The organism is Bradyrhizobium liaoningense (assembly GCF_018130785.1).
Taxonomy (GTDB): Bacteria; Pseudomonadota; Alphaproteobacteria; order Rhizobiales; family Xanthobacteraceae; genus Bradyrhizobium; species Bradyrhizobium liaoningense_A.
Map to the genome: position 1 here is coordinate 88,360 of NZ_JAFCJT010000002.1, position 22,063 is coordinate 110,422.

At 64.7% G+C, this 22,063-nt stretch carries 22 protein-coding genes; 18 read left to right on the plus strand and 4 right to left on the minus strand.

Features of this window, described 5'->3' with window-relative positions; translation table 11 throughout:
• Window positions 1-72 precede the first annotated feature (72 nt).
• The 4 genes from dapA (at window position 73) to JQ627_RS06040 (ending at window position 2,568) form a co-directional block, all read left to right on the plus strand.
• A complete protein-coding gene (gene dapA, locus JQ627_RS06025) occupies window positions 73-963 on the plus strand; it encodes a 4-hydroxy-tetrahydrodipicolinate synthase (protein ID WP_212483259.1) in 891 nt (296 codons plus the stop codon).
• Between the two features lie 32 nt (window positions 964-995).
• Entirely contained in the window at window positions 996-1,436 is a 441-nt protein-coding gene (mscL, locus tag JQ627_RS06030) for a large conductance mechanosensitive channel protein MscL (protein ID WP_249142932.1), read from the plus strand.
• A 72-nt stretch (window positions 1,437-1,508) separates the two neighbouring features.
• Window positions 1,509-1,982 carry an SsrA-binding protein SmpB gene (smpB, locus tag JQ627_RS06035; RefSeq protein WP_094891864.1) on the plus strand — a complete coding sequence of 158 codons (474 nt, stop codon included), beginning with the start codon at window positions 1,509-1,511 and terminating at the stop codon, window positions 1,980-1,982.
• 4 nt (window positions 1,983-1,986) lie between these two features.
• Window positions 1,987-2,568, plus strand: coding sequence for a peroxiredoxin (locus JQ627_RS06040; protein ID WP_212483260.1), 582 nt, complete (start codon window positions 1,987-1,989; stop codon window positions 2,566-2,568).
• On the opposite strand, the gene JQ627_RS06045 is transcribed toward JQ627_RS06040, so the two are convergent.
• Window positions 2,565-3,239, minus strand: coding sequence for a uracil-DNA glycosylase (locus JQ627_RS06045; RefSeq protein ID WP_212483261.1), 675 nt, complete (start codon window positions 3,237-3,239; stop codon window positions 2,565-2,567). The genes JQ627_RS06040 and JQ627_RS06045 overlap by 4 nt on opposite strands.
• The gene (locus JQ627_RS06050; protein WP_014494741.1) at window positions 3,220-3,867 is read right to left on the minus strand and encodes an NYN domain-containing protein; all 648 of its coding nucleotides are present in this window, start codon (window positions 3,865-3,867) and stop codon (window positions 3,220-3,222) included. Before JQ627_RS06050 ends, JQ627_RS06045 begins: the two co-directional genes overlap by 20 nt.
• Before the next feature lie 329 nt (window positions 3,868-4,196).
• Here JQ627_RS06050 and rpoZ point away from each other — a divergent pair, with 329 nt between their 5' ends.
• The 13 genes from rpoZ to JQ627_RS06115 all read left to right on the plus strand — a co-directional run bounded on the left by rpoZ (window position 4,197) and on the right by JQ627_RS06115 (window position 18,491).
• Window positions 4,197-4,589, plus strand: a complete 393-nt coding sequence (rpoZ, locus tag JQ627_RS06055) for a DNA-directed RNA polymerase subunit omega (RefSeq protein WP_014494742.1) — start codon at window positions 4,197-4,199, stop codon at window positions 4,587-4,589.
• Between the two features lie 207 nt (window positions 4,590-4,796).
• The gene (locus tag JQ627_RS06060) at window positions 4,797-7,082 is read left to right on the plus strand and encodes a bifunctional (p)ppGpp synthetase/guanosine-3',5'-bis(diphosphate) 3'-pyrophosphohydrolase (protein ID WP_212483262.1); all 2,286 of its coding nucleotides are present in this window, start codon (window positions 4,797-4,799) and stop codon (window positions 7,080-7,082) included.
• A gap of 45 nt (window positions 7,083-7,127) precedes the next feature.
• Window positions 7,128-7,880, plus strand: coding sequence for a pyridoxine 5'-phosphate synthase (locus JQ627_RS06065; RefSeq protein WP_212483263.1), 753 nt, complete (start codon window positions 7,128-7,130; stop codon window positions 7,878-7,880).
• A complete protein-coding gene (acpS, locus tag JQ627_RS06070; RefSeq protein ID WP_212483264.1) occupies window positions 7,877-8,296 on the plus strand; it encodes a holo-ACP synthase in 420 nt (139 codons plus the stop codon). The genes JQ627_RS06065 and acpS overlap by 4 nt, the downstream gene beginning before the upstream one ends.
• A 249-nt stretch (window positions 8,297-8,545) precedes the next feature.
• Window positions 8,546-9,310, plus strand: coding sequence for a signal peptidase I (gene lepB / locus JQ627_RS06075; protein WP_212483265.1), 765 nt, complete (start codon window positions 8,546-8,548; stop codon window positions 9,308-9,310).
• Window positions 9,307-10,188 (plus strand): ribonuclease III, encoded by an 882-nt coding sequence (rnc, locus tag JQ627_RS06080; protein ID WP_212483266.1) that lies wholly within the window; start codon window positions 9,307-9,309, stop codon window positions 10,186-10,188. The genes lepB and rnc overlap by 4 nt, the downstream gene beginning before the upstream one ends.
• Entirely contained in the window at window positions 10,178-11,104 is a 927-nt protein-coding gene (gene era, locus JQ627_RS06085; RefSeq protein WP_212483267.1) for a GTPase Era, read from the plus strand. The genes rnc and era overlap by 11 nt, the downstream gene beginning before the upstream one ends.
• A 19-nt stretch (window positions 11,105-11,123) precedes the next feature.
• A complete protein-coding gene (locus JQ627_RS06090; RefSeq protein WP_212483268.1) occupies window positions 11,124-11,504 on the plus strand; it encodes a hypothetical protein in 381 nt (126 codons plus the stop codon).
• Window positions 11,505-11,644: 140 nt separating this feature from the next.
• On the plus strand, window positions 11,645-12,397 hold the full coding sequence (gene recO / locus JQ627_RS06095) for a DNA repair protein RecO (RefSeq protein ID WP_212483269.1): 753 nt from the start codon (window positions 11,645-11,647) through the stop codon (window positions 12,395-12,397).
• Window positions 12,398-12,500: 103 nt separating this feature from the next.
• Window positions 12,501-12,776 (plus strand): hypothetical protein, encoded by a 276-nt coding sequence (locus JQ627_RS06100; protein WP_212483270.1) that lies wholly within the window; start codon window positions 12,501-12,503, stop codon window positions 12,774-12,776.
• Between the two features lie 61 nt (window positions 12,777-12,837).
• Entirely contained in the window at window positions 12,838-15,096 is a 2,259-nt protein-coding gene (gene parC, locus JQ627_RS06105) for a DNA topoisomerase IV subunit A (RefSeq protein ID WP_212483271.1), read from the plus strand.
• A 283-nt stretch (window positions 15,097-15,379) separates the two neighbouring features.
• A complete protein-coding gene (locus JQ627_RS06110; protein ID WP_212483272.1) occupies window positions 15,380-16,942 on the plus strand; it encodes an ABC transporter substrate-binding protein in 1,563 nt (520 codons plus the stop codon).
• A gap of 4 nt (window positions 16,943-16,946) precedes the next feature.
• Entirely contained in the window at window positions 16,947-18,491 is a 1,545-nt protein-coding gene (locus JQ627_RS06115; protein ID WP_212483273.1) for a GMC family oxidoreductase, read from the plus strand.
• 165 nt (window positions 18,492-18,656) lie between these two features.
• Here the strand turns inward: JQ627_RS06115 and chrA are convergent, their stop codons facing one another.
• Together chrA and JQ627_RS06125 are read right to left on the minus strand one after the other, a co-directional pair.
• Window positions 18,657-20,042 carry a chromate efflux transporter gene (gene chrA, locus JQ627_RS06120; RefSeq protein WP_212483274.1) on the minus strand — a complete coding sequence of 462 codons (1,386 nt, stop codon included), beginning with the start codon at window positions 20,040-20,042 and terminating at the stop codon, window positions 18,657-18,659.
• Window positions 20,042-20,860 carry a sulfurtransferase/chromate resistance protein gene (locus JQ627_RS06125; RefSeq protein ID WP_212483275.1) on the minus strand — a complete coding sequence of 273 codons (819 nt, stop codon included), beginning with the start codon at window positions 20,858-20,860 and terminating at the stop codon, window positions 20,042-20,044. Before JQ627_RS06125 ends, chrA begins: the two co-directional genes overlap by 1 nt.
• Before the next feature lie 196 nt (window positions 20,861-21,056).
• On the opposite strand from JQ627_RS06125, the gene dmeF reads away from it, so the two are divergent.
• On the plus strand, window positions 21,057-22,049 hold the full coding sequence (gene dmeF / locus JQ627_RS06130; protein ID WP_212483276.1) for a CDF family Co(II)/Ni(II) efflux transporter DmeF: 993 nt from the start codon (window positions 21,057-21,059) through the stop codon (window positions 22,047-22,049).
• The last annotated feature ends 14 nt before the right edge of the window (window positions 22,050-22,063 follow it).

Consider the following 22,063-nt stretch of genomic DNA (forward strand, 5'->3'; position numbering starts at 1 on the left):
GCCTTTTACCGACGGGATAGACCCGATATGAATGCGGCTTGCTCTTTAGATAGCCGCGTACGGAGGAAGTCCATGGCAGCCAAGACGAAATTCCGGGGATCGTTCACCGCCTTGGTCACGCCGTTCAAGAACGGCTCGCTGGACGAGGCGGCGTTCCGCTCCCTGGTCAACTGGCAGATCTCGGAGGGCACCAACGGCCTGGTCCCGGTCGGCACCACCGGCGAGAGCCCGACGCTCAGCCATGACGAGCACAAGAAGGTCGTCGAATGGTGCATCGCTGAAGCCAAGGGGCGCGTGCCTGTTGTCGCGGGCGCCGGCTCCAATTCGACGAAGGAGGCGATCGAGCTCGCCCAGCACGCCGAGAAGGCGGGCGCGGATGCCGTGCTGGTGGTGACGCCCTATTACAACAAGCCGACCCAGGAAGGCATGTACCAGCACTTCAAGGCGATCAACGATGCGATCGGCATTCCGATCATCATCTACAACATCCCGCCACGCTCGGTGATCGACATGTCGGTCGACACCATGAAGCGGCTGTGGGAGCTGAAGAACATCGCCGGCGTCAAGGACGCCACCGCCAGCATGGTCCGCGTCTCGCAGCAGCGCGCGGCGATGGGCGAGGATTTCAACCAGCTCTCCGGCGAGGACGCGACCATCCTCGGCTACATGGCGCATGGCGGCCATGGCTGCATCTCGGTGACCTCGAATGTCGCGCCGCGCCTGTGCTCGGAGTTCCAGGCCGCCTGGGCGAAGGGCGACACCAAGGCAGCGCTCGCGATCCACGACAAGCTGATGCCGCTCCACAACAACCTGTTCATCGAAAGCAATCCGGCGCCGATCAAGTACGCGATGTCGCTCATCGGCAAGCTGGACGAGACGCTGCGGCTGCCGATGGTTCCGGTCTCCGAGCCGACGCGCATTGCCGTGCGCAGTGCCATGGTGCACGCCGGCCTGATCAACTGATGCGCTAGCCGATCCGATCCGGGAGCTTATTCATGAGCGTCGAGGAAAAGGGTGCGCAAATGCTCAAGGAGTTCCGCGAGTTCGCCATGAAGGGCAACGTCGTCGATCTCGCGGTCGGCGTCATCATCGGCGCGGCTTTCGGCGCCATCGTCACGTCGCTGGTCGGCGACGTCATCATGCCGATCATTGGCGCTGCGACCGGCGGCCTCGACTTCTCGAACTACTTCGTCCCCTTGTCGAAGGCGGTCACCGCCACCAACTTGGCTGATGCGAAAAAGCAAGGCGCCGTCCTTGCTTACGGCAGCTTCCTGACGCTGACGATCAACTTCATCATCGTCGCCTTCGTGTTGTTCCTGGTGATCCGCGCAATGAACACGTTGAAGCGCAAGGAAGAGACCAAGCCCGCGGAGCCGGCGAAGCCGTCGGCGGAGGTCGTGCTGCTGACCGAGATCCGCGATCTCCTCAAGAAGTGACGCGCACGCTTCATCCAAACTGTTAGCTTTGCTGCGCATCTCGATCAGGTTTATTGCCAGGTTTCGTAGGTTATGGCCGATAAGAACGAACGTCCGATCAAGGTCATGGCGGAAAATCGCAAGGCCCGCTTCAACTATGCGATCGAGGATACGATCGAGGCGGGCATTGCGCTGACCGGCACCGAGGTGAAATCGATCCGCAACGGCAAGAGCACGATCGCGGAGTCCTATGCCGATTCCAAGGACGGCGAGATCTGGCTGATCAACGCCACCATTCCCGAATATCTCCAGGGCAACCGCTTCAATCACGAGCCCAAGCGGCCGCGAAAGCTGCTTCTACACCGCAAGCAGATCAACAAGCTGATGGGCGCGGTCGATCGCGAAGGCATGACGCTGATCCCGCTCAAGCTCTATTTCAACGAGCGCGGTCGCGCCAAATTGCAGCTAGCGGTTGCAAAGGGCAAGAAGCTGCACGACAAGCGCGAGACCGAGAAGAAGCGCGACTGGAGCCGGGAGAAGGGCCGGTTGATGCGGGCGAGGGGATAGCGGGATGACTCAGAAGAACCTGCTCGAGGTCGATTGGAGCCAGATCCCGGCGCCAGCCGATGACGGAGGCGCCGCGCATCTCAAGGGCACGACGCTGCCGGCGATCAGCCTGCTCGCCACCGACGACACGTCAGTCACGCTGTCGGCGCTGGGCGGCCGGACCGTGGTGTTCGCCTATCCCCGCACCGGCGAGCCCGGCAAGATTGCGCTGGTCGACGATTGGGACATGATCCCGGGCGCGCGCGGTTGCACTCCACAGACTTGCGCGTTTCGCGATCTGTTCGCCGAGCTGAAGGCCGCCGGCGCAGCCCAGGTGTACGGCCTCTCGACGCAGAGCAACGCCTATCAGACCGAGATGGCATCGCGGCTGCACCTGCCGTTCCCCGTGCTGTCGGACGAGAAGCTGGCACTCACGCGCGCTCTCGATTTGCCGACCATGGAGGTCGCAGGCCTCACCTTGATCAAGCGGCTCGCGCTGATCATCGACAATGCCGAGGTCACGCATGTGTTCTATCCGGTGTTTCCGCCCGACCGGAACGCCGGCGATGTCCTGGACTGGCTGAAGGCCAATCCAGCCAAGTTCTAATCCAGGTCGGCTTTCACCTTCGCGAATACGCTCCGGAACATGTCCGTCGTCAGCACGCCGGTGTTCGTGTTGTAGCGCGAGCAATGATAGCTGTCGTAGAGCCTGAACGCACCGGCCTGATGCACGGCGCCGTGGCCGAAGGGGGCTTGCGAGGCCTTCAGGTTCAGCGGCTTGAGCACGGTGTCGTGTGCAATGCGTCCAAGCGCGACGATCGCGCGCAGGTTCGGCATCGTCGCGAGATTCGCGGCGAGAAACTGGCGGCAGGTATTGATCTCGATCGGCAGCGGCTTGTTCTGCGGCGGCACACAGTGCACGGCATTCGCGATCCGGCAGTCGACCAGCTTCAGGCCATCATCAGGCCGCGCCTGATAAATGCCCTTGGCAAATCCGTATTCCAGCAGCGTGGCGTAGAGCAGGTCGCCGGCATAGTCGCCGGTGAACGGACGGCCGGTGCGGTTGGCGCCCTGCATGCCCGGCGCGAGGCCGACGATCAGAAGCCGCGCCTTGCTGTCGCCGAAGGGCGCAACCGGCGCATTGTGCCACGACGGCTCGCGCACGCGGTTCGCCTCGCGAAAGGCGACCAGGCGCGGGCAGAGCGGACAGTCGCGGTCGGGAACGACGGTGGGGGGCTGGCGGCTTGACCGTGCCGCCTCACTCCTCGAAGTCGTCATCGCCCCTCGGCGCCATCGTGGTCGCGCGCTGGAGGAACTGCGGGGCATGGTGGCGTCCCTCGCCACGCTCGCCGCGGTCACGCGGGGCGGGGCGTTCGGACGGGTCGCGGCCGAGCTTGGATTGCAGCTCGACGAGGTCGGTGAAGACGTCGGCCTGGCGGCGCAGCTCGTCGGCGATCATCGGCGGCTGGCTCGCGATGGTGGAGATCACGGTGACCCGCACGCCGCGGCGCTGGACGGCCTCGACCAGGGAGCGGAAGTCGCCGTCACCCGAGAACAGCACCATCTGGTCGATGTGCTCGGCGAGCTCCATGGCGTCCACGGCGAGCTCGATGTCCATGTTGCCCTTGACCTTGCGGCGGCCGGAGGCGTCGATGAATTCCTTGGTCGCCTTGGTGACGACGGTGTAGCCGTTGTAGTCCAGCCAGTCGATCAGCGGTCGGATCGAGGAGTACTCCTGATCCTCGATGATCGCGGTGTAGTAGAACGCCCGCAGCAGCGTCCCGCGGCTCTGAAACTCCTTCAGCAGGCGCTTGTAGTCGATGTCGAAGCCCAGAGTTTTCGCCGTCGCGTAGAGATTGGCCCCATCGATGAAGAGCGCGATCTTGTTAGTGGCAGAAGGTGACATTCAGTTTGCTCGCGTAGTGGTCGTGATTAATCGTTTATTGTTGGCGCGGCGGCAGCAAGCCGCGCAGTCTTAGGGTGCCGCCCAAACCCGTCGAAACCGCAAATCCGGAGAAGTCGGGGCAATCAAGGTATAGTTATGACGGACCCGCATACGCCCGGCGCCGCCCTCAACGGCAGCCCGGCAAATCACCCATCCTAGCCCTAATGTGGGGGTAGCAGAGCCGTTTGGCGAGGCCAAATCACAAATTGGCCTTGCGAAACCGCCTTGGCCCCTATAACTAGCCCCGATCATCCACATATTTCGTCCCACCCACAACGGAGCGACAGTCCATGGCTCGCGTCACCGTAGAAGATTGTATCGACAAGGTCGACAACCGGTTTGACCTGGTCCTGCTGGCCGCCCACCGTGCCCGCATGATTTCGTCCGGTTCACAACTAACGGTTGACCGTGATAACGACAAGAACCCTGTTGTGTCCTTGCGCGAAATTGCTGACGAGACCATCTCGCCGGAGGACCTCCGCGAGGAGCTGGTGCACTCGCTCCAGAAGTTCGTCGAGGTCGACGAGCCCGAGCCCGATACTGTGCCGCTGATCGGTTCCGCCGGCGCCAGCGTCGATGCGGACGATACCGAAGTTGCCGTTGAGCGCATGACCGAAGAGGAACTCCTGAAGGGCCTCGAGGGCCTCGCACCGCCGGAAGAGCAGCCCGAGGAGGACGAGTAATCGTCCCATCGCAGTCGTCGACTTCTTGTGATCTTATCAAAGGCCCGAACCCGCGTTCGGGCCTTTGCTTTTGTTGGCGTTTTCGTGGTTACCATAGCGTTGGCACATCGCGTTGCGCGCCGGTCACTGAATTGATCGGACGCATGCGCGATCGAGGCTAAGATGTAATGCAACGGGCGGTCATCGTCCGTTTGAAGGCAGGATGGCATGGTGTATCGGCGCCGCAGACCAACGCAGATGCTGGCCGCAACCGAATCGGTTGCCGTGGCCCCGACTGCGCCGGTGGGGCGCCCGGCCAAGCCTCGCGCGCGCATGATGCGTCAATATGACCTCGTCGAGCGCGTCAGGTCCTACAATCCCAATACCAACGAAGACCTGCTGAACCGCGCCTATGTCTACGCCATGAAGGCGCACGGCTCGCAGACCCGTGCCTCGGGCGATCCGTATTTCTCGCACCCGCTCGAAGTGGCGGCGATTCTCACCGACCTGAAGCTCGACGATGCCACCATCGTGGCCGCGCTGCTGCACGACACGATCGAGGATACCGAGGCGACGCGTGCCGAGATCGACCAGATCTTCGGGCCCGAGATCGGCGCGCTGGTCGAGGGCCTGACCAAGCTGAAGCGGCTGGAACTCGTGTCGCGCGAGGCCAAGCAGGCCGAGAACCTGCGCAAATTGTTGCTGGCCATTGCCGACGATGTCCGCGTTCTGCTGGTCAAGCTCGCCGACCGCCTGCACAACATGCGTACGCTGGACTTCGTGCCGACCGAGTCGCGCCGGCGCATTGCCGAGGAGACGCTCGACATCTACGCGCCGCTGGCCGGTCGCATGGGCATGCAGGAAATGCGCGAGGAGCTGGAGGACTTGTCCTTCCGCACCCTCGATCCCGAAGCCTATTCGGTGGTGATGCAGCGGCTCGATGCGCTCGCCGAGCGCAACCGCAACCTGATCGGCGAAATCGAGGACCAGCTCTCCAACAATCTGCGCCACCGGGGGCTGGGCGCGCGGGTCTATGGCCGCCGCAAGAAGCCATTCTCGATCTGGACCAAGATGGAGCGCAAGTCGGTCGGCTTCGAGCAATTGTCCGACATCTTCGGCTTCCGCCTCGTCGTCAACGACATCGAGGCCTGCTATCGCGCGCTCGGGATCGTCCACACCACCTGGCCGGTCGTGCCCGGGCGTTTCAAGGACTACATCTCGACGCCGAAGCAGAACGACTACCGCTCGATCCACACCACCGTGATCGGCCCGGGCAACCAGCGCGTCGAACTCCAGATCCGTACCGAGGCGATGGACCAGATCGCCGAGCGCGGCATCGCTGCGCACGTGTTCTACAAGGAAGGCGTGGGCTCGCCGACCGAATTTCTCAAGCGCGAGTCCACTGCGTTCGCCTGGTTGCGCCACACCATCGGCATCCTCTCGGAAAGCGCCAACCCCGAGGAATTCCTCGAGCACACCAAGCTCGAGCTGTTCCACGACCAGGTGTTCTGCTTCACCCCGAAGGGCAAGCTGATCGCGCTGCCGCGCCATGCCAATGTGATCGACTTCGCTTATGCCGTGCATACCGACGTCGGCAACAGCGCGGTGGGCTGCAAGATCAACGGCCAGTTCGCGCCGCTGTCCTCGGAACTCCAGAACGGCGACGAGGTCGAGGTGCTGACCTCGGAAGCGCAAGCGGCGCCGCCGTCGGCCTGGGAAACGCTCGCGGTCACTGGCAAGGCGCGCGCCGCGATCCGCCGCGCCACCAGGACTGCGGTGCGCGACCAATATGTCGGTCTCGGCCGGCGCATCGTCGAACGCCTGTTCGAGCGCGCCAAGATCGAATACGCCGACGACAAGCTGAAGGGCGCGCTGCCGCGGCTGGCGCGGACCTCGATCGAGGACGTCATGGCGGCGGTCGGCCGCGGCGAGATCAAGGCCTCCCACGTCGCGCGTGCGATGTATCCCGACTACAAGGAGGAGCGCATCGCGCGCTATGGCGTCAAGAAGGGGCTCGCCGCCAAGCTCAAGGAGAAGTCGTCGGAACCGCCGCGCAGCCCGGTCGCGATCCCGATCCGCGGCATCAATTCCGACCTGCCGGTGAAGTTCGCGCCGAACGGCGGCGCCGTGCCCGGGGACCGCATCGTCGGCATCGTCACGCCGGGCGAGGGGATCACGATCTACCCGATCCAGGCGCCGGCCCTGAAGGATTTCGAGGAGGAGCCGGAGCGCTGGCTCGACGTGCGCTGGGACATCGAGGATTCCGCCCCGCAGCGCTTCCCGGCCCGCATCAAGGTCGAGAACGTCAACGAGCCCGGCGCGCTGGCGCAGATCGCGACCGTGATCGCGGAGCATGACGGCAACATCGACAACATCAGCATGCAGCGCCGCTCGCCCGACTTCACCGAGACGACGATCGATCTCGAAGTCTACGATCTGAAGCATTTGAGCGCGATCCTCGCCCAGTTGCGCGCGAAGGCGGTCGTCGCGCGCGTCGAACGTGTTAATGGATAGGCGCCTTTCGCATGCGTCTGTCCCTCCGATTTCGTGAGTCCTGAAATGCCCGCAGCTCCGCTCCGCCTCGGCGTCAATGTCGACCATGTCGCGACCCTGCGTAACGCGCGCGGCGGCCGCAATCCCGATCCGGTGCGCGCGGCGCTGCTTGCGATCGAGGCCGGCGCCGACGGCATCACCGCGCATCTGCGCGAGGATCGGCGGCACATCCGCGACGAGGACATGGCGCGGCTGAGGGCCGAGATCTCCAAGCCGCTCAATTTCGAGATGGCGGCGACCGACGACATGATGCGCATCTCGCTTGCGACCAAGCCGCACGCGGTGTGCCTGGTTCCGGAGCGCCGCCAGGAGGTGACGACCGAAGGCGGCCTCGACGTCGTCGGCCAGCACAATGCGCTCGCGCCCTACATCGCACGCCTGAACGATGCGGGCATCCGGGTCTCGCTGTTCATCGCCGCCGATCCAGCGCAGATCGAGATGGCGGCGCGGCTGCGCGCGCCCGTGATCGAGATCCACACCGGGGCCTGGTGCGACGCCGTCGTCGACGGCCACACCGGGAAGGCCGAGGCAGAATGGCAGCGGATCGTGGCAGGGGTGAAGCTGGCGAAGGAAGCGGGGCTCGAGGTCCATGCGGGCCATGGGCTCGACTATGCGACGGCGGAGACGATCGCGGCCCTGCCGGAGATCATGGAGCTCAACATCGGCTACTACATGATCGGCGAGGCGCTGTTCGTCGGTCTCGCCGAGACGGTGCGCAGCATGCGCGCGGCGATGGACCGCGGCCGGAGCCGGGCATGATCATCGGCATCGGCTCCGACCTGATCGACATCACCCGCGTCGGCAAGGTGATCGAGCGCCATGGCGAGCGTTTCCTCGACCGCATCTTCACCGCGGCCGAGCGGGCCAAGGCGGAGCGGCGCGCCAAGAGCGAGAAGATGGTGGTCGCAACCTACGCCAAGCGCTTCGCCGCCAAGGAGGCGTGCTCAAAGGCGCTCGGCACCGGCATCCGGAACGGTGTCTGGTGGCGCGACATGGGGGTGGTCAACCTGCCGGGAGGGCGGCCGACCATGCAATTGACGGGCGGGGCGCTGGCCCGGCTCCAGGCCCTGACGCCCGAGGGGTTCGAGGCGAAGATCGACCTGTCGATCACCGATGACTGGCCGCTGGCGCAGGCCTTCGTCATCATTTCCGCGGTGCCGCTGGCCAGGTCCTGACCTGCAGCGGGTGATTTTTATAATTCGCATTAAACATCAATGTCTTATGCAGTTTTGATGCGATCCTTGATTGCGTGCCCCCCGACAACCGTCTAAAAGTCCGCGAACGCAAATCAGGCTGGGCGAATTCGGCTTTACGCCGGAATTGGCCCTCATTATCAGAATCAGGACAATCTCCTTGGGCCGCGACGCGATGGGCTGTTCGCGGGAGGAGGGCGCTCTGTGATCGCCGGCCGGAATGAGAGAGCAATGAGCGTGACTTCGGGAACGAAAACTGAAAGCGGCGTCGGCGAGACGATCCGCGTCGTGATCCACGCTCTCCTGATCGCGCTCGTGATCCGCACGTTCCTGTTCCAGCCGTTCAACATTCCGTCCGGTTCGATGAAGGCGACGCTGCTGGTCGGCGACTATCTGTTCGTCTCGAAATATTCCTACGGCTATAGCCACTATTCGATCCCGTTCTCGCCGCCGCTGTTCTCGGGGCGGATCTGGGGCTCGGACCCGAACCGCGGCGACATCGTCGTGTTCCGCCTGCCGAAGGACGATTCCACCGATTACATCAAGCGCGTCATCGGCCTTCCCGGCGACCGCGTTCAGATGAAGGATGGGCTGCTCTACATCAACGACACCCCGGTCGAGCGGCAGCGCATGAGCGAATTTGTCGGCGAGGATCCCTGTGGCTCCGAAGGCGGCGGCATCTCGCGGGTGAAGCGCTGGAAGGAAACGCTGCCGAACGGCGTGTCCTATGAGACGCTGGACTGCGCCGACAACGGCTACATGGACAACACTAACGTCTACACCGTGCCGCCGGGCCATTTCTTCATGATGGGCGACAACCGCGACAACTCCACCGACAGTCGCTTCCTCGGTCAGGTCGGCTACGTGCCGCAGGAGAATTTGATCGGCCGCGCCCAGATGATCTTCTTCTCCATCGCCGAAGGTGAGCATGCCTGGATGTTCTGGCGCTGGCCGTGGGCCGTGCGCTGGAACCGCTTCTTCAAAATCGTTCGATGAAAGACGAAGCCAAGGACATCCCGATCCAATCGAACGAGCCCGCAGCGGGCGCCGACGGCGAAGCTGCGACCAAGACGCTTGCGACCAAGACTCCTGAAACCAAGACTCCTGAAACCAAGACGCCTGAAACCAAGACGCCTGCAAGGAAGAAGCGGGTGCGGAGCAGCAAGGCCAAGGGCTCGGATGCGAACGCGGCGCTCGAAGCGCGCATCGGCCACAGCTTCGCCGATCCGAATCTGCTGATGCAGGCGATCACGCATGTCTCGGCGCTGAAGTCCGGGCGCAAGCGCGGCGACAGCTATCAGCGCCTGGAGTTCCTAGGTGACCATGTGCTCGGGCTCGTCGTCTCCGACATGCTCTACCACGCCTTCCCGAATGCCGACGAAGGCGAGCTGTCCAAGCGACTTGCCGAACTGGTGCGCAAGGAGAGCTGCGCCGACGTTGCCAAGTCGCTCGGTCTGCTCGACGACGTCAAGCTCGGTTCGGTCGGGCCGAGCGCCGATGCCCGCCTGCGCAAGAGCGTGCTCGGCGACATCTGCGAGGCCGTGATCGGCGCCGTCTTCCTCGACGGCGGCTACGCGGCGGCGGCGGAATTCGTCAGGCGCAACTGGACAGAACGCATGCACAAGCCGCGGCGTCCGCTGCGCGATCCCAAGACCGTGCTGCAGGAATGGGCGCAGGGGAAGGGGCTGCCGACGCCGGTCTACCGCGAGGTCGAGCGCACCGGCCCGCATCACGATCCGCAGTTCCGCGTCGCGGTGGATCTGCCGGGATTGGCGCCGGCCGAAGGCATCGGTGGCAGCAAGCGCGCAGCAGAGAAGGTGGCGGCTTCAGTGATGATCGAACGTGAAGGTGTTGGCGGCGGCAATGACGGCTGAAGCAAGCGGCGAGGCGCCCACTGCTACGCGCTGCGGCTTCGTTGCGCTGATCGGCGCGCCGAACGTCGGAAAATCCACGCTGGTCAACGCGCTGGTCGGGGCCAAGGTCACGATCGTCTCGCGCAAGGTGCAGACCACGCGCGCGCTGATCCGCGGCATCGTCATCGAGAACAACGCGCAGATCATCCTGGTCGACACGCCCGGCATCTTCCTGCCCAAGCGCAGGCTCGACCGCGCCATGGTCTCGACCGCCTGGAGCGGAGCGCATGACGCCGACCTCGTCTGCGTGCTGCTCGACGCCAAGACCGGGATTGATGAAGAGGCCGAGGCGATCCTCACCAAGGCGGCGAGCGTCAATCACGACAAGATTCTGGTCATCAACAAGGTCGATCTGGTCCAGCGCGAGAAGCTGCTGGCGCTGGCGCAGGCCGCCAACGAACGCATGGCCTTCGCAAAGACCTTCATGATCGCGGCGATCTCGGGCGACGGCGTCGACGATCTCAGGCATACACTGGCCGAAATCGTGCCACCGGGGCCGTTCCTCTATCCCGAAGACCAGATGTCGGACGCGCCGATGCGGCAGCTTGCGGCCGAGATCACGCGCGAGAAGATCTATCGCAAGCTGCACCAGGAATTGCCCTACCAATCCACGGTCGAGACCGACAAGTGGGAGGAGCGCAAGGACAAGTCGGTGCGGATCGAGCAGACCATCTTCGTCGAGCGCGAGAGCCAGCGCAAGATCGTGCTCGGCGCAGGTGGCGCCACCATCAAGTCGATCGGCGCGGACTCGCGCAAGGAGCTCGCCGAGATCCTGGGCGTGCCGGTGCACCTGTTCCTGTTCGTCAAGGTGCGCGAAAACTGGGGTGACGATCCCGATCGCTATCGCGAGATGGGCCTGGAATTTCCCAAAGAATAACCAAGAAAAGATCGGTCCGATGAGCGTACCCAGCAACGTCCAGCGCTTCGAAGCGCTGCTCTATGCTTCACTGATGCTGGATGCCCTGTCGGTCGCGGTGCAGGACCGCACGCCCAATGCCGAGATGACCGAGCCGATGATCATGATGGCGACCCTGCTCGCCGGCGGCATGATCGTGCTGTTGGTCTACTTCGTCTGGCTCGCCGCGCATTGGCGCAAGAACTGGCCGCGCTGGGTGCTGGCGGCAGCGCTCGTGCTGTCGGTGATCTCGCTCGGCCAGATCATCGGGGAGAAGGGCATGGAGCTCGACAGCGCCATCGAGATCGTCTCCTGCGTGCTGACGACGATGGGCCTGTATTTCTCCTTCACCGGCGACGCGCAGGGCTGGTTCAACGCGTGAGGTTTCGTCCGGTCCTGTAGAGTGGGCAAAGGCGCGCCCCTGCGCGCTGTGCCCACCATAATCGTGCCGGAGATCAAATTGGTGGGCACGCTTCGCTTTGGCCGCCCTACGATCACCTGAAATGCGATAAGCTCCGTTCCATGGAATGGACCGACGAAGGCATCGTGCTGGGCGTGCGGCGGCATGGCGAGAGCAGCGCCATCGTCGAGCTGCTGACCCGCACGCACGGCCGGCATCTCGGCCTTGTGCGCGGTGGCGCCGGTTCGCGGATGCGGCCGCTGCTGCAACCCGGCAACAGCGTGAGCGCGGTGTGGCGGGCGCGGCTCGACGAGCATCTCGGCACCTATGCCATCGAAGGCCTCAAGCTGCGCGCGGCGACGCTGCTGGGCTCCTCCCACGGGGTCTACGGCGTCACCCATCTCGCCTCGATTGCCCGGCTGCTGCCGGAACGCGATCCGCACGAAGACATCTTTGCGCTGCTCGAACATTCGCTCGACGATTTCGACGACATCGGCAGCGCCGCCGTGCACCTCATCCATTTCGAGCTGGCGATGCTGGCCGAGCTCGGCTTTGGGCTCGCGCTGGAAAACTGCGCGGTGACCGGCGAGACCACGGACCTGATCTATGTTTCGCCGAAATCCGGCGGCGCGGTGTCGCGCGGCGCCGGCGAGCCGTGGCGCGACCGCCTGTTGCGCCTGCCGCCGTTCCTGCGTCATGGCGAGGCCGCGAGCGACCTCACCGATCAGGACCTTCAGGACGGCTTTCGGCTCACCGGCCTCTTCCTGCTGCGCCATGTGCTCGAGCCGCGCGGCCAGGGCCATTCCGACGCGCGCGCGGGCTTCATCAATGCCCTGACGCGGCAACAGGCGAGGGTCGTGCTTCCCGCGCCGTGAACCGACCGCGTCCTTGGGTTGCCTCAGGACATGAGGTTCCCCGGAACAAAATCCGGCTGCTGGAGTTGGCCGGGCTGGGTTCCACAACGGGGGGACGGCCTAAATGTTGATCAGGGGATTTGCCTTGTCCGCGGCGCTGCTCGCTTTCGCGCCTGATGCGCTGGCCGGCGAGCCGCAACCGGGCGTGTTTCGCCGGGCATCCTGCACCGTCGTCCGGTACTATGTGGCGAAATATTCTGCTGCGGCCGCAGAGACATGGGCGCGGTCCAAGGGTGCGACAGAGGCCGAAATCGAGGCTGCCCGTCGTTGCCTGACCAACGCGCCGGCGCCTGCCCAGACCAAGACCCAGGCTGTGACGGCCGGCTGGGCAGGGCAGTAGTCCGCCCACAGGGAACCAATCGATCCTTGCCCGATTCGCTTCCACGGTTTAACCGGGCGGCATGGGAAAACGAATCGTTCCGCCGGAAGAACCGGCCGAAATTCACGAGGTCCGGCTGCAGGAAGCGCTGGAAGAGCGCTATCTTGCCTATGCCCTCTCCACCATCATGCACCGCGCGCTGCCCGACGCGCGCGACGGCCTGAAGCCGGTGCATCGGCGCATCCTTTACGGCATGCGCCTGCTCAGGCTTGACCCTGGCACGGCCTTCAAGAAATCCGCCAAGATCGTCGGCGACGTGATGGGCTCGTTCCATCCGCACGGCGACCAGGCGATCTACGACGCCATGGTGCGTCTCGCGCAGGATTTCTCCTCGCGCTACCCGCTGGTCGACGGCCAGGGCAATTTCGGTAATATCGACGGCGATAACCCGGCCGCCTACCGTTACACCGAAGCGCGCATGACCGATGTCGCGCGGCTTCTGCTCGAGGGCATCGACGAGGACGGCGTCGAATTCCGCGCCAACTACGACGGCCAGTCGAAAGAGCCGGTCGTGCTGCCCGGCGGCTTCCCGAACCTGCTCGCCAACGGCGCGCAGGGCATCGCGGTCGGCATGGCGACCTCGATCCCGCCGCACAATGCCGCCGAGCTCTGCGAAGCCGCGCTGCATCTGATCGAGAAGCCTGACGCGAAGTCGAAGGCGCTGATGAAATGGGTCAAGGGGCCCGATTTCCCGACCGGCGGCATCTGCGTCGATTCCAAGCAGGCCATCGCTGAAGCCTACACGACCGGCCGCGGCTCGTTCCGCGTCCGCGCCAGGTGGTCGCACGAAGAGGGCGCACGCGGCACCTGGGTCGTCGTCGTCACCGAGATTCCCTTCCTGGTGCAGAAGTCGCGCCTGATCGAGAAGGTCGCGGAGCTGCTGGACCAGAAGAAGCTGCCGCTGGTCGGTGATATCAGGGACGAGTCGGCCGAAGACGTCCGTATCGTGATCGAGCCGAAATCGAAGAACGTCGATCCGGCGCTGATGATGGAATCGTTGTTCCGGCTGACCGAGCTCGAAAACAAGATTCCGCTAAACCTCAACGTGCTGATCAAGGGCCGCATCCCCAAAGTCGTGGGGCTCGCGGAGTGCCTGCGCGAATGGCTCGACCATCTGCGCGACGTCCTGATCCGCCGCAGCAATTACCGCAAGGCGCAGATCGAGCATCGGCTGGAAGTGCTCGGCGGCCATTTGGTCGCCTATCTGAACCTCGACAAGGTGATCAAGATCATCCGCACCGAGGACGAGCCGAAGCCGGCCTTGATCAAGGCGTTCAAGCTTACCGAAATTCAGGCCGAGGCCATCCTCAACATGCGTCTGCGCAACTTGCGCAGGCTCGAGGAAATGGAGATCCGCAATGAAGACAGGGATCTGCGCAAGGAGTTGAAGGGTATCGAAGGCGTGCTCGCCTCCGAGCCCGAGCAGTGGAAGAAGGTCGCCGAGCAGGTCGGCAAGGTCCGCGACATGTTCGGGCCCAAGACGCCGCTCGGCAAGCGCCGCACCACCTTTGCGGATGCGCCCGAGCACGACCTCGCCGCGATGGAGGAAGCCCTCGTCGAGCGCGAGCCGGTCACCGTCGTCGTATCCGACAAGGGCTGGATCCGTACCATGAAGGGTCATGTCGAGGACCTTTCGGGCCTGGCCTTCAAGCAGGATGACAAGCTCGGCTTCGCCTTCTTCGCGGAGACGACGTCGAAGCTGCTGCTGTTCGCCACCAATGGCAAATTCTACTCGCTCGACGTTGCGAAGCTGCCGGGCGGTCGCGGCCATGGCGAGCCGATCCGCCTGTTCATCGACCTCGAGCAGGAGGCAGCCCCCGTTGCGCTGTTCGTCAACAAGGGCGGGCGCAAATTCCTGGTCGCGAGCCACGAGGGCCAGGGCTTCGTCGTCAACGAGGACGATTGCGTCGGCACCACCAAGAAGGGCAAGCAGGTCCTCAACGTTGACATGCCGAACGAGGCGCGCACGGTTACCGAGGTGCTCGGCGACACCGTCGCAGTCATCGGCGAGAACCGCAAGATGCTGGTTTTCCCGCTCGATCAGGTGCCAGAGATGGCTCGCGGTCGCGGCGTCCGCCTGCAGAAGTACAAGGACGGCGGGCTTTCGGACGTTGCCGTGTTCGACGCCAAGGCGGGCCTCACCTGGAAGGACTCCGCCGGCCGCGAATTCTCGGCGACCATGAAGGAGCTCGCCGAGTGGCAGGGCACCCGTGCCGACGCCGGCCGCCTGCCGCCGAAGGGTTTCCCGAAGTCGAACAAGTTCGGCAAGGTGATCGGGTAGGGCGCAGGCCGCGACTGTCGCCACAACACCGGTGTCATGCCCCGCCTAGTGCGCAATCGCGCACGGGAGCGGGGCATCCAGTGCGCCGCGGCCTCTCGGTTTGATCACGCCCGTCTCTGGAATACTGGATCGCCCGGTCAAGGCCGGGCGATGACAGCGAGAGTGTGGCGCGCAAACGCGCGGCAGATAGCCGTGAGCGCATAAGTGCTTCCGCCGTATGGGCACGAACATTGCTTTTTCCTGACGACTGCGAACGTTTCAGTCAAAAGGCAAAAAGACACCAATGTTCAAACTGAAGGCTTTCATTCCGGCGCTGCTCGGGTTCGCGACTGTTGCGGCACCCACGCTCACGCCGGCCCATGCGGCGGACAATCTCGTCGCAGTGCCCGAGGCGGAGATCGTCACGCTCGATCCGCATTTCTCCACGGCCTATATTTCGCGCACGTTTGGCTACATGGTGTTCGACACGCTGTTCGCGAAGGACTCCAAGGGCGAGATCAAGCCCCAGATGGTGCAGGACTGGAAGGTCTCTGCGGACGGTTTGACCTACAGCTTCACGCTGCGCGACGGCTTGAAGTGGCACGACGGCCAGCCGGTCACGGCGGCCGATTGCGTGGCGTCGCTGCGCCGCTGGGGCACCCGCAGCGCGCTCGGCCGCCGCATCTTCGCGATCACGGCCTCGCTTGAGCCGACGGATGCGAAAACCTTCGTGCTGACGCTGAAGGAGCCGTCCGGCCTCGTCATCGATGCCCTCGGCAATCCCGTCAGCCCCGTCGCCTTCATGATGCCCGAGCGCATTGCCAAGACGCCCGGCGACCAGCGCATCACCGAGATCGTCGGCTCCGGTCCGTTCGTCTACAGCAAGGCCGATCATCGTACCGGCGATCGCATGATCCTGAAGAAATTCGCCGACTACGTGCCGCGTTCCGAGCCGGCCGACTTCCTCGCCGGCGGCAAGCGCGTCAACATCGATACGCTCGAGATCCGCGTCATTCCCGATGGTGCGACCGCGGCCTCTGCGCTGCAGGCCGGCGAGATCGACTTCATGCAATACGCGCCGTTCGACCTGTTGCCGCAGCTGGAAAAGAACGCGCGCGTCAAGCTCGTCAATTTCACCGGCGGCAACATGTTCGCAGGCGCCTATCGCCTCAATGCGGCATCAAAGCCGTTCGACGATCCCGCCATCAGGCGCGTGCTGTGGAAGCTGGTCGACCAGCGCGAGGTGCTGGACGCCCTTGGGCTCGATGCCAAATACGCCACCCCCTGCGCGACCTACTTCACTTGTGGCACCACCTATGACAGCAAGGCCGGCATTGAAGCTGCCGCCAAGCCATCGATCGAGGCGGCGAAGGCCGCGCTGAAGGCGACGAAATATGCCGGCGAGCCCGTCGTCGTCATGGAGGCCAACGATCTCGAAGCCCCGCGCGTCTCGGCGCAGGTGCTGGCCGAGCGGCTGAAGCAGGCCGGGTTCAACGTCGATCTCCAGGTGATGGACTGGGCGAGCGTGCTGGCGCGCCGCGCCAAGAAGGAGGGCTGGAGCGTCTATGGCGTTCACGCCGGCGGTTTTGACCTTGGCTCGCCGCTCACCAACGTCATGGTTGCCTTCAACTGCGCCGACTTCACCGGTTGGCAGTGCGATTCACGGATCACGCCGTTGATGGAAGCCTTCGCCAAGGCGCCCGCCGAGGAGGATCGCAAGAAGATCGCCGGCGAGATCCAGACCGTGATGTACGATCAGGCGCCTGCCATCCCGTGGGGCCAGTTCGCCCAGCCGGCCGCCTATCGCGCCACCTTGCGCGGTCTGATACCGTCCGCCATCCCGGTTTTCTGGAATGTTGAGAAGTAACGCGATGTACGATGTCATTGTTGTCGGCGGCGGCTCCGCCGGCGCCGCTGTTGCGGCGCGGCTTTCCGAGGGTTCCGCACGGCGCGTCCTGCTGCTCGAAGCGGGGCTGGACTGGCGCGCCGACGAGGCGCCCTGGGAGGTGATGACGCCAAATCCGATCCCGATCATCCACAAGCGTGAGTACCAGGAGAAATGGCAATGGCCTGATCTTCTGACGCGCCGGGTGGCGGAGCAGGAACCGCGCTTCTACTGGCGCGGCAAGGGGCTCGGCGGCTCATCGATGATGAACGGCCAGATTGCGATCCGCGGCGTTGCCGACGCGTTCGACGAATGGGCCGCCGGTGGTTGCACCGGCTGGTCGGCCAAGGACGTGATGCCGCTGTTCTCGGTGATCGAGGACGACCTGGAATTTGGTGACGCCCCGGGCCATGGAAGCGGCGGACCGTTGCCGGTCTATCGCGCTCCGCCCGAGAAGTGGGGCCCGATCGATCGGGGCTTGCGCGATGCGGCGCTGGCGAGCGGCTACCCGTGGTGCGCCGATCTCAACGGCCCGGATGGCGAGGGCGTCGCCTGCTATCCCATCAACAGCCGCGACAGCCGCCGCATCACGACCAATGAGGGCTATCTCGAGCCCGCGCGCGGCCGTGCCAATCTCGAGATTCGCGGGCACGCGCTGGTCGATCGCGTGCTGATCAGCGACGGCCGGGCGACTGGCCTCCGCGTCCATTTCGAGGGGCAGGGCACCCACGAGATCAGTGCGCGCCAGATCGTGCTGTGCGCCGGTGCCATCCACAGCCCGGCGATCCTGCTGCGTTCGGGCGTCGGACCGGCGGACGAGCTGAGGGCAATGGGGATCGCGGTCGAGCGCGATCTGCCGGTCGGCCGCCACTTCTTCGACCACCCGCTGTTTCGCGCCACGATCCAGCTCCACGAAAACCTGCGGCCGACCGATCCGGACACCCGCCACACCAATTGCTGCGTGACCTATTCCTCCGGCCTCGCCGATGGCGGCAAGCGCGACATGATCCTGATCGCCTTCAACCACCGCGGCATCGGCGTGCCCGGTGCGATCGGTGCCGGCCTGTTCAATGCGTATTCTCGTGGAACGCTCAAATTGGCCTCGGCCGATCCCGCGATCGATCCGGTCGTCGAGGAGAACATGCTGGCCGATCCCCGCGACATGCTGCGCATGAAGGATGCGGTGAAGCGGCTGGCCGTGATCACCTCGCAGCCGGCGCTTTTAGGCATTGCCGACTGGATCCGGCTCACCGACACCGATCTGACGCTGCCGCAGGCAGCTAGCCTGCCGGATCACGAGCTCGATGCGCTGCTGCGGCGAGAGACCGGAGACATCCAGCACGCCGCGGGCAGTTGCCGCATGAGCGGTGTCAACGACGCCGATGGCGTGGTCAATCCTGATGGTTCGGTGAAGGGTATCTCAGGCCTGCGCGTCGCCGACGCCTCGATCATGCCGTCCGACTGTCGCGCCAACACCCATTTCACGACGGTGGTGATCGGCGAAGCGATCGCGCGGATGATGATGCGGTAGGCGAAAGCCCGGTGGGCGGGCAGCTTGCCGCTCCAACACGGCTGTCATGCCCCGGCTTGACCGGGGCATCCAGTACGCCGCGGCCTATCGATTCAACCACAGCCGTCTCGGAGTACTGGATCGCCCGCCTTCGCGGGCGATGACAGCGAGGATGGGGCTGGTACCTCAGATCACCCCCACCAGCCGCAGGACCACGCCTGCGGCGCAGCTGCCTGCGAGCACGGTGAGCATACCCAGCTTGAACCGGAAGATCGCGGTTGCCGCCGCGATCGACAGCAGGAGCGCGGGGACATCGACGCTCCTCAGCACCGGCATGTCGAATGCGAACGGGAAAGCGTGGACCGGCACGGTCTCGCGGAACAGCGTGTGCAGCGCGAACCAGACCGAGAGGTTGAGGATCACGCCGACGACGGCGGCGGTGATCGCACCGAGCGCGCCGGCAAGGCCCTTGTTGCCGCGCAGGCGCTCGATGTAGGGCGCGCCGACGAAGATCCAGAGGAAGCAGGGCGTGAAGGTGACCCAGATTGCGAGCAAGCCGCCGAAGGTCGCCGCGAGCATCGGCGACAGCCCGCCCGGATCACGGTAGGCGGCCATGAAGCCGACGAACTGGAGCACCATGATCAGAGGGCCCGGCGTGGTCTCGGCCATGCCGAGACCGTCGAGCATCTCGTGCGGCTTCAGCCAGTGATAATGCTCGACCGCCTGCTGGGCGACATAGGCCAGCACGGCATAGGCGCCGCCGAAGGTGACCAGCGCCATCTTGGAGAAGAACAGCGCGATCTGACTGAAGACGCTGGCCTGACCGAGGACCAGGAGCAGCGCGATCACGGGCACCAGCCAGAGCGCGAGCCACAGCGCGCCGGTGCGGATCGCGCGCGCGGTGTTGGGGCGGACATGCTCGGGCACGGCCTCGCCGAGCATGCTGTCGATCACGGCACTGCTGTCGTCTTGGCCATGACCGGACGGAGCAAATTCCGGTCGGCCCTGCCTGGCCCCGACATAGCCGATCACGCCGGCGGCGATGATGATGACCGGGAAGGGGACCGCGAAGAAGAAGATCGCGACGAACGCGATCGCGGCCAGCGCGATCATGATGCGGTTCTTCAGCGCGCGCTTGCCGACCCGGAACACGGCCTCGACGACGATGGCGAGGACGGCGGCCTTGAGGCCGAAGAACAGCGCCTCGACGAAGCTGACATTGCCGTAAGCGGCATAGATGTAGCTGAGGCCCATGATGGCGAAGATGCCGGGCAGGATGAACAGCCCGCCCGCCATCAATCCGCCGGCGGTGCGATGCATCAGCCAGCCGATATAGGTTGCAAGCTGCTGCGCCTCCGGCCCGGGCAGCAGCATGCAGTAGTTCAGCGCATGCAGGAAACGGCCTTCCGAGATCCAGTTTTTCTCCTCGACCAGGATGCGGTGCATCACCGCGATCTGGCCCGCGGGCCCGCCAAAACTCAGGCAGGCGACGCGGAGCCAGACGCGAAGCGCTTCGCCGAAGCTGATGCCGTGACCGGCATCAGCTTCCGTTCGGTTGGCGCGGGTGTCCATCAGGCCTTCACCTTGTTGGTCGGCCAGTTGTGGGTCTCACCCGTGGCGTCGCGGCACCAGCGGTAGAAGGCGTCGTAGAGCAGCATGCCGGCCTCGAGCTGTTCGAGGTCGTCATCGTACATTCGCGACAGCCCGAGCGAGGCCGCGAGCAGGCCGGGCGCCTCCGGCGCGAGGTCGGGCCGCGCGGTATCGGCGCCACGGACCAGCGTGGCGAGCCGCAGCAGGGGCGGTGTTGCGATCCCGAATTCCTCGATCATCACGTCGAAGGTACAGAGCTCGCCGCGGTGACTCCAGAACACGTTCTCGATGTCGAAGGGCGCCGCGTTGAAACGCTCGCCCACGGCGACGACCTCGGACGGCGCGACATACAGGAACACCGCGTTGGGATCGACGAAGCGGCGGATCAGCCAGGGGCAGGCGATGCGATCGACCTTCGGCCGCGCCCGGGTCACCCAGACGGTGCGTCCCTTCGCGTCGCGCGGCGGCAGCTTGCGCGTGTCGAGCAGCGGCAGCTTGGCCGCCTTCCAGCCCTCGAAGCCGCCCTCCAGCGTCTCGGCCGCCACGCCGAGCTGGCGGAGCCAGGCCGCCGTGCCCTGCGCGAGCTTCTCGCCGCGGAAGCACGAGACGACGGCCCGGCGGCCGGCAAATGCGCCGCCCCAGTCCGTCACATTGTCGTGGCTGAGCTTGAGGAAGCCTGGGATCAGCCGCCGGTCGGCGGCGAAATCCTCTTCGGTGCGGACATCGATCAGGACAGGCGCGTTCGCCGTGCCGATCAGCCGGACCAATTTGTCACATGATATGGTCGTGAACGTAGACATGATGCGTCCTCGCATAAACCGAACGGGACGCGATACTTGGGCATGTCGCCTCGTGGGGAGATCGCTCAAATCCCCATAGGCCAATTACAGCGAAACTAAACGGAACTGTCAATCCACGGAGCGATTGGGCCTTAGAAAACAGGTTGCCGCCGGTCTATAATGTGCGCCAACGGACCTGAATCTTCTGGAGAATTCGATGCATTCCCACTCCATTGAACAGTGGACCCATGACCACGCCTTTCTGGGCGAGAAGCACGACGAGAACGAGCGGCGCACCTGGCTCGTGGTCGTCCTGACGCTGGTGATGATGGTCGGCGAGATCGTGGCCGGCTCGCTGTTCGGCTCGATGGCGCTTTTGGCCGACGGCTGGCACATGGGGACGCATGCGGCGGCCCTCGGCATTGCGGCCTTCGCCTACCGCTTCGCGCGCCGGCATCTGGGGAATTCGCATTTCACTTTCGGCACCGGCAAGTTCGGCGATCTCGCCGCCTTCTCCAGCGCGATCATCCTGGGTCTGATCGCGGTCGAGATCGCCTATGAGAGCGTGCTGCGGCTGTTCTCGCCGGTGCCGATCGTCTATGGCGAGGCGATCGCGGTCGCTGCCCTCGGCCTCTGCGTCAACCTCGCCAGCGCGTGGCTGCTGCGCGACAGCCATGATCACCATCATCACGGCCATGATCACGGCCATGACCACGGCCATGGGCATGCGCATGCGCATGATGATCACGACGATCATGACCACGATCACGGTCATCACCACCATCATCACGACAACAATCTTCGTGCGGCCTATGTCCACGTCATGGCCGATGCGGCGACCTCGGTGCTGGCGATCGCCGCACTGGTCGTCGCGATGTATTCGGGATGGGTCTGGGCCGATCCGGCAGTCGGCCTGATCGGCAGCGCCGTGATCGCGAGCTGGGCGTTCGGCCTGATCAAGACGTCAGGCGCCGTGCTGCTCGACGTGCGCGCGGACGAGAAGCTGGAGCGGGTGATCCGGGCGCGCATGGAGGTCGGAGAGGACCGCGTCACCGACCTGCATCTCTGGCAGGTCGGGCCCGGCCATTGCGCCGTGCTGGTCTCGGTGGTGTCGGACAAGCCGAAGCAGCCGGCCGTCTACAAGAAGCGGCTCGCTGGGCTGAAGGGCCTGAGCCACGTCACGGTCGAGGTCGAGACCTGCCCGCATTGATGTGATCCGCCGAA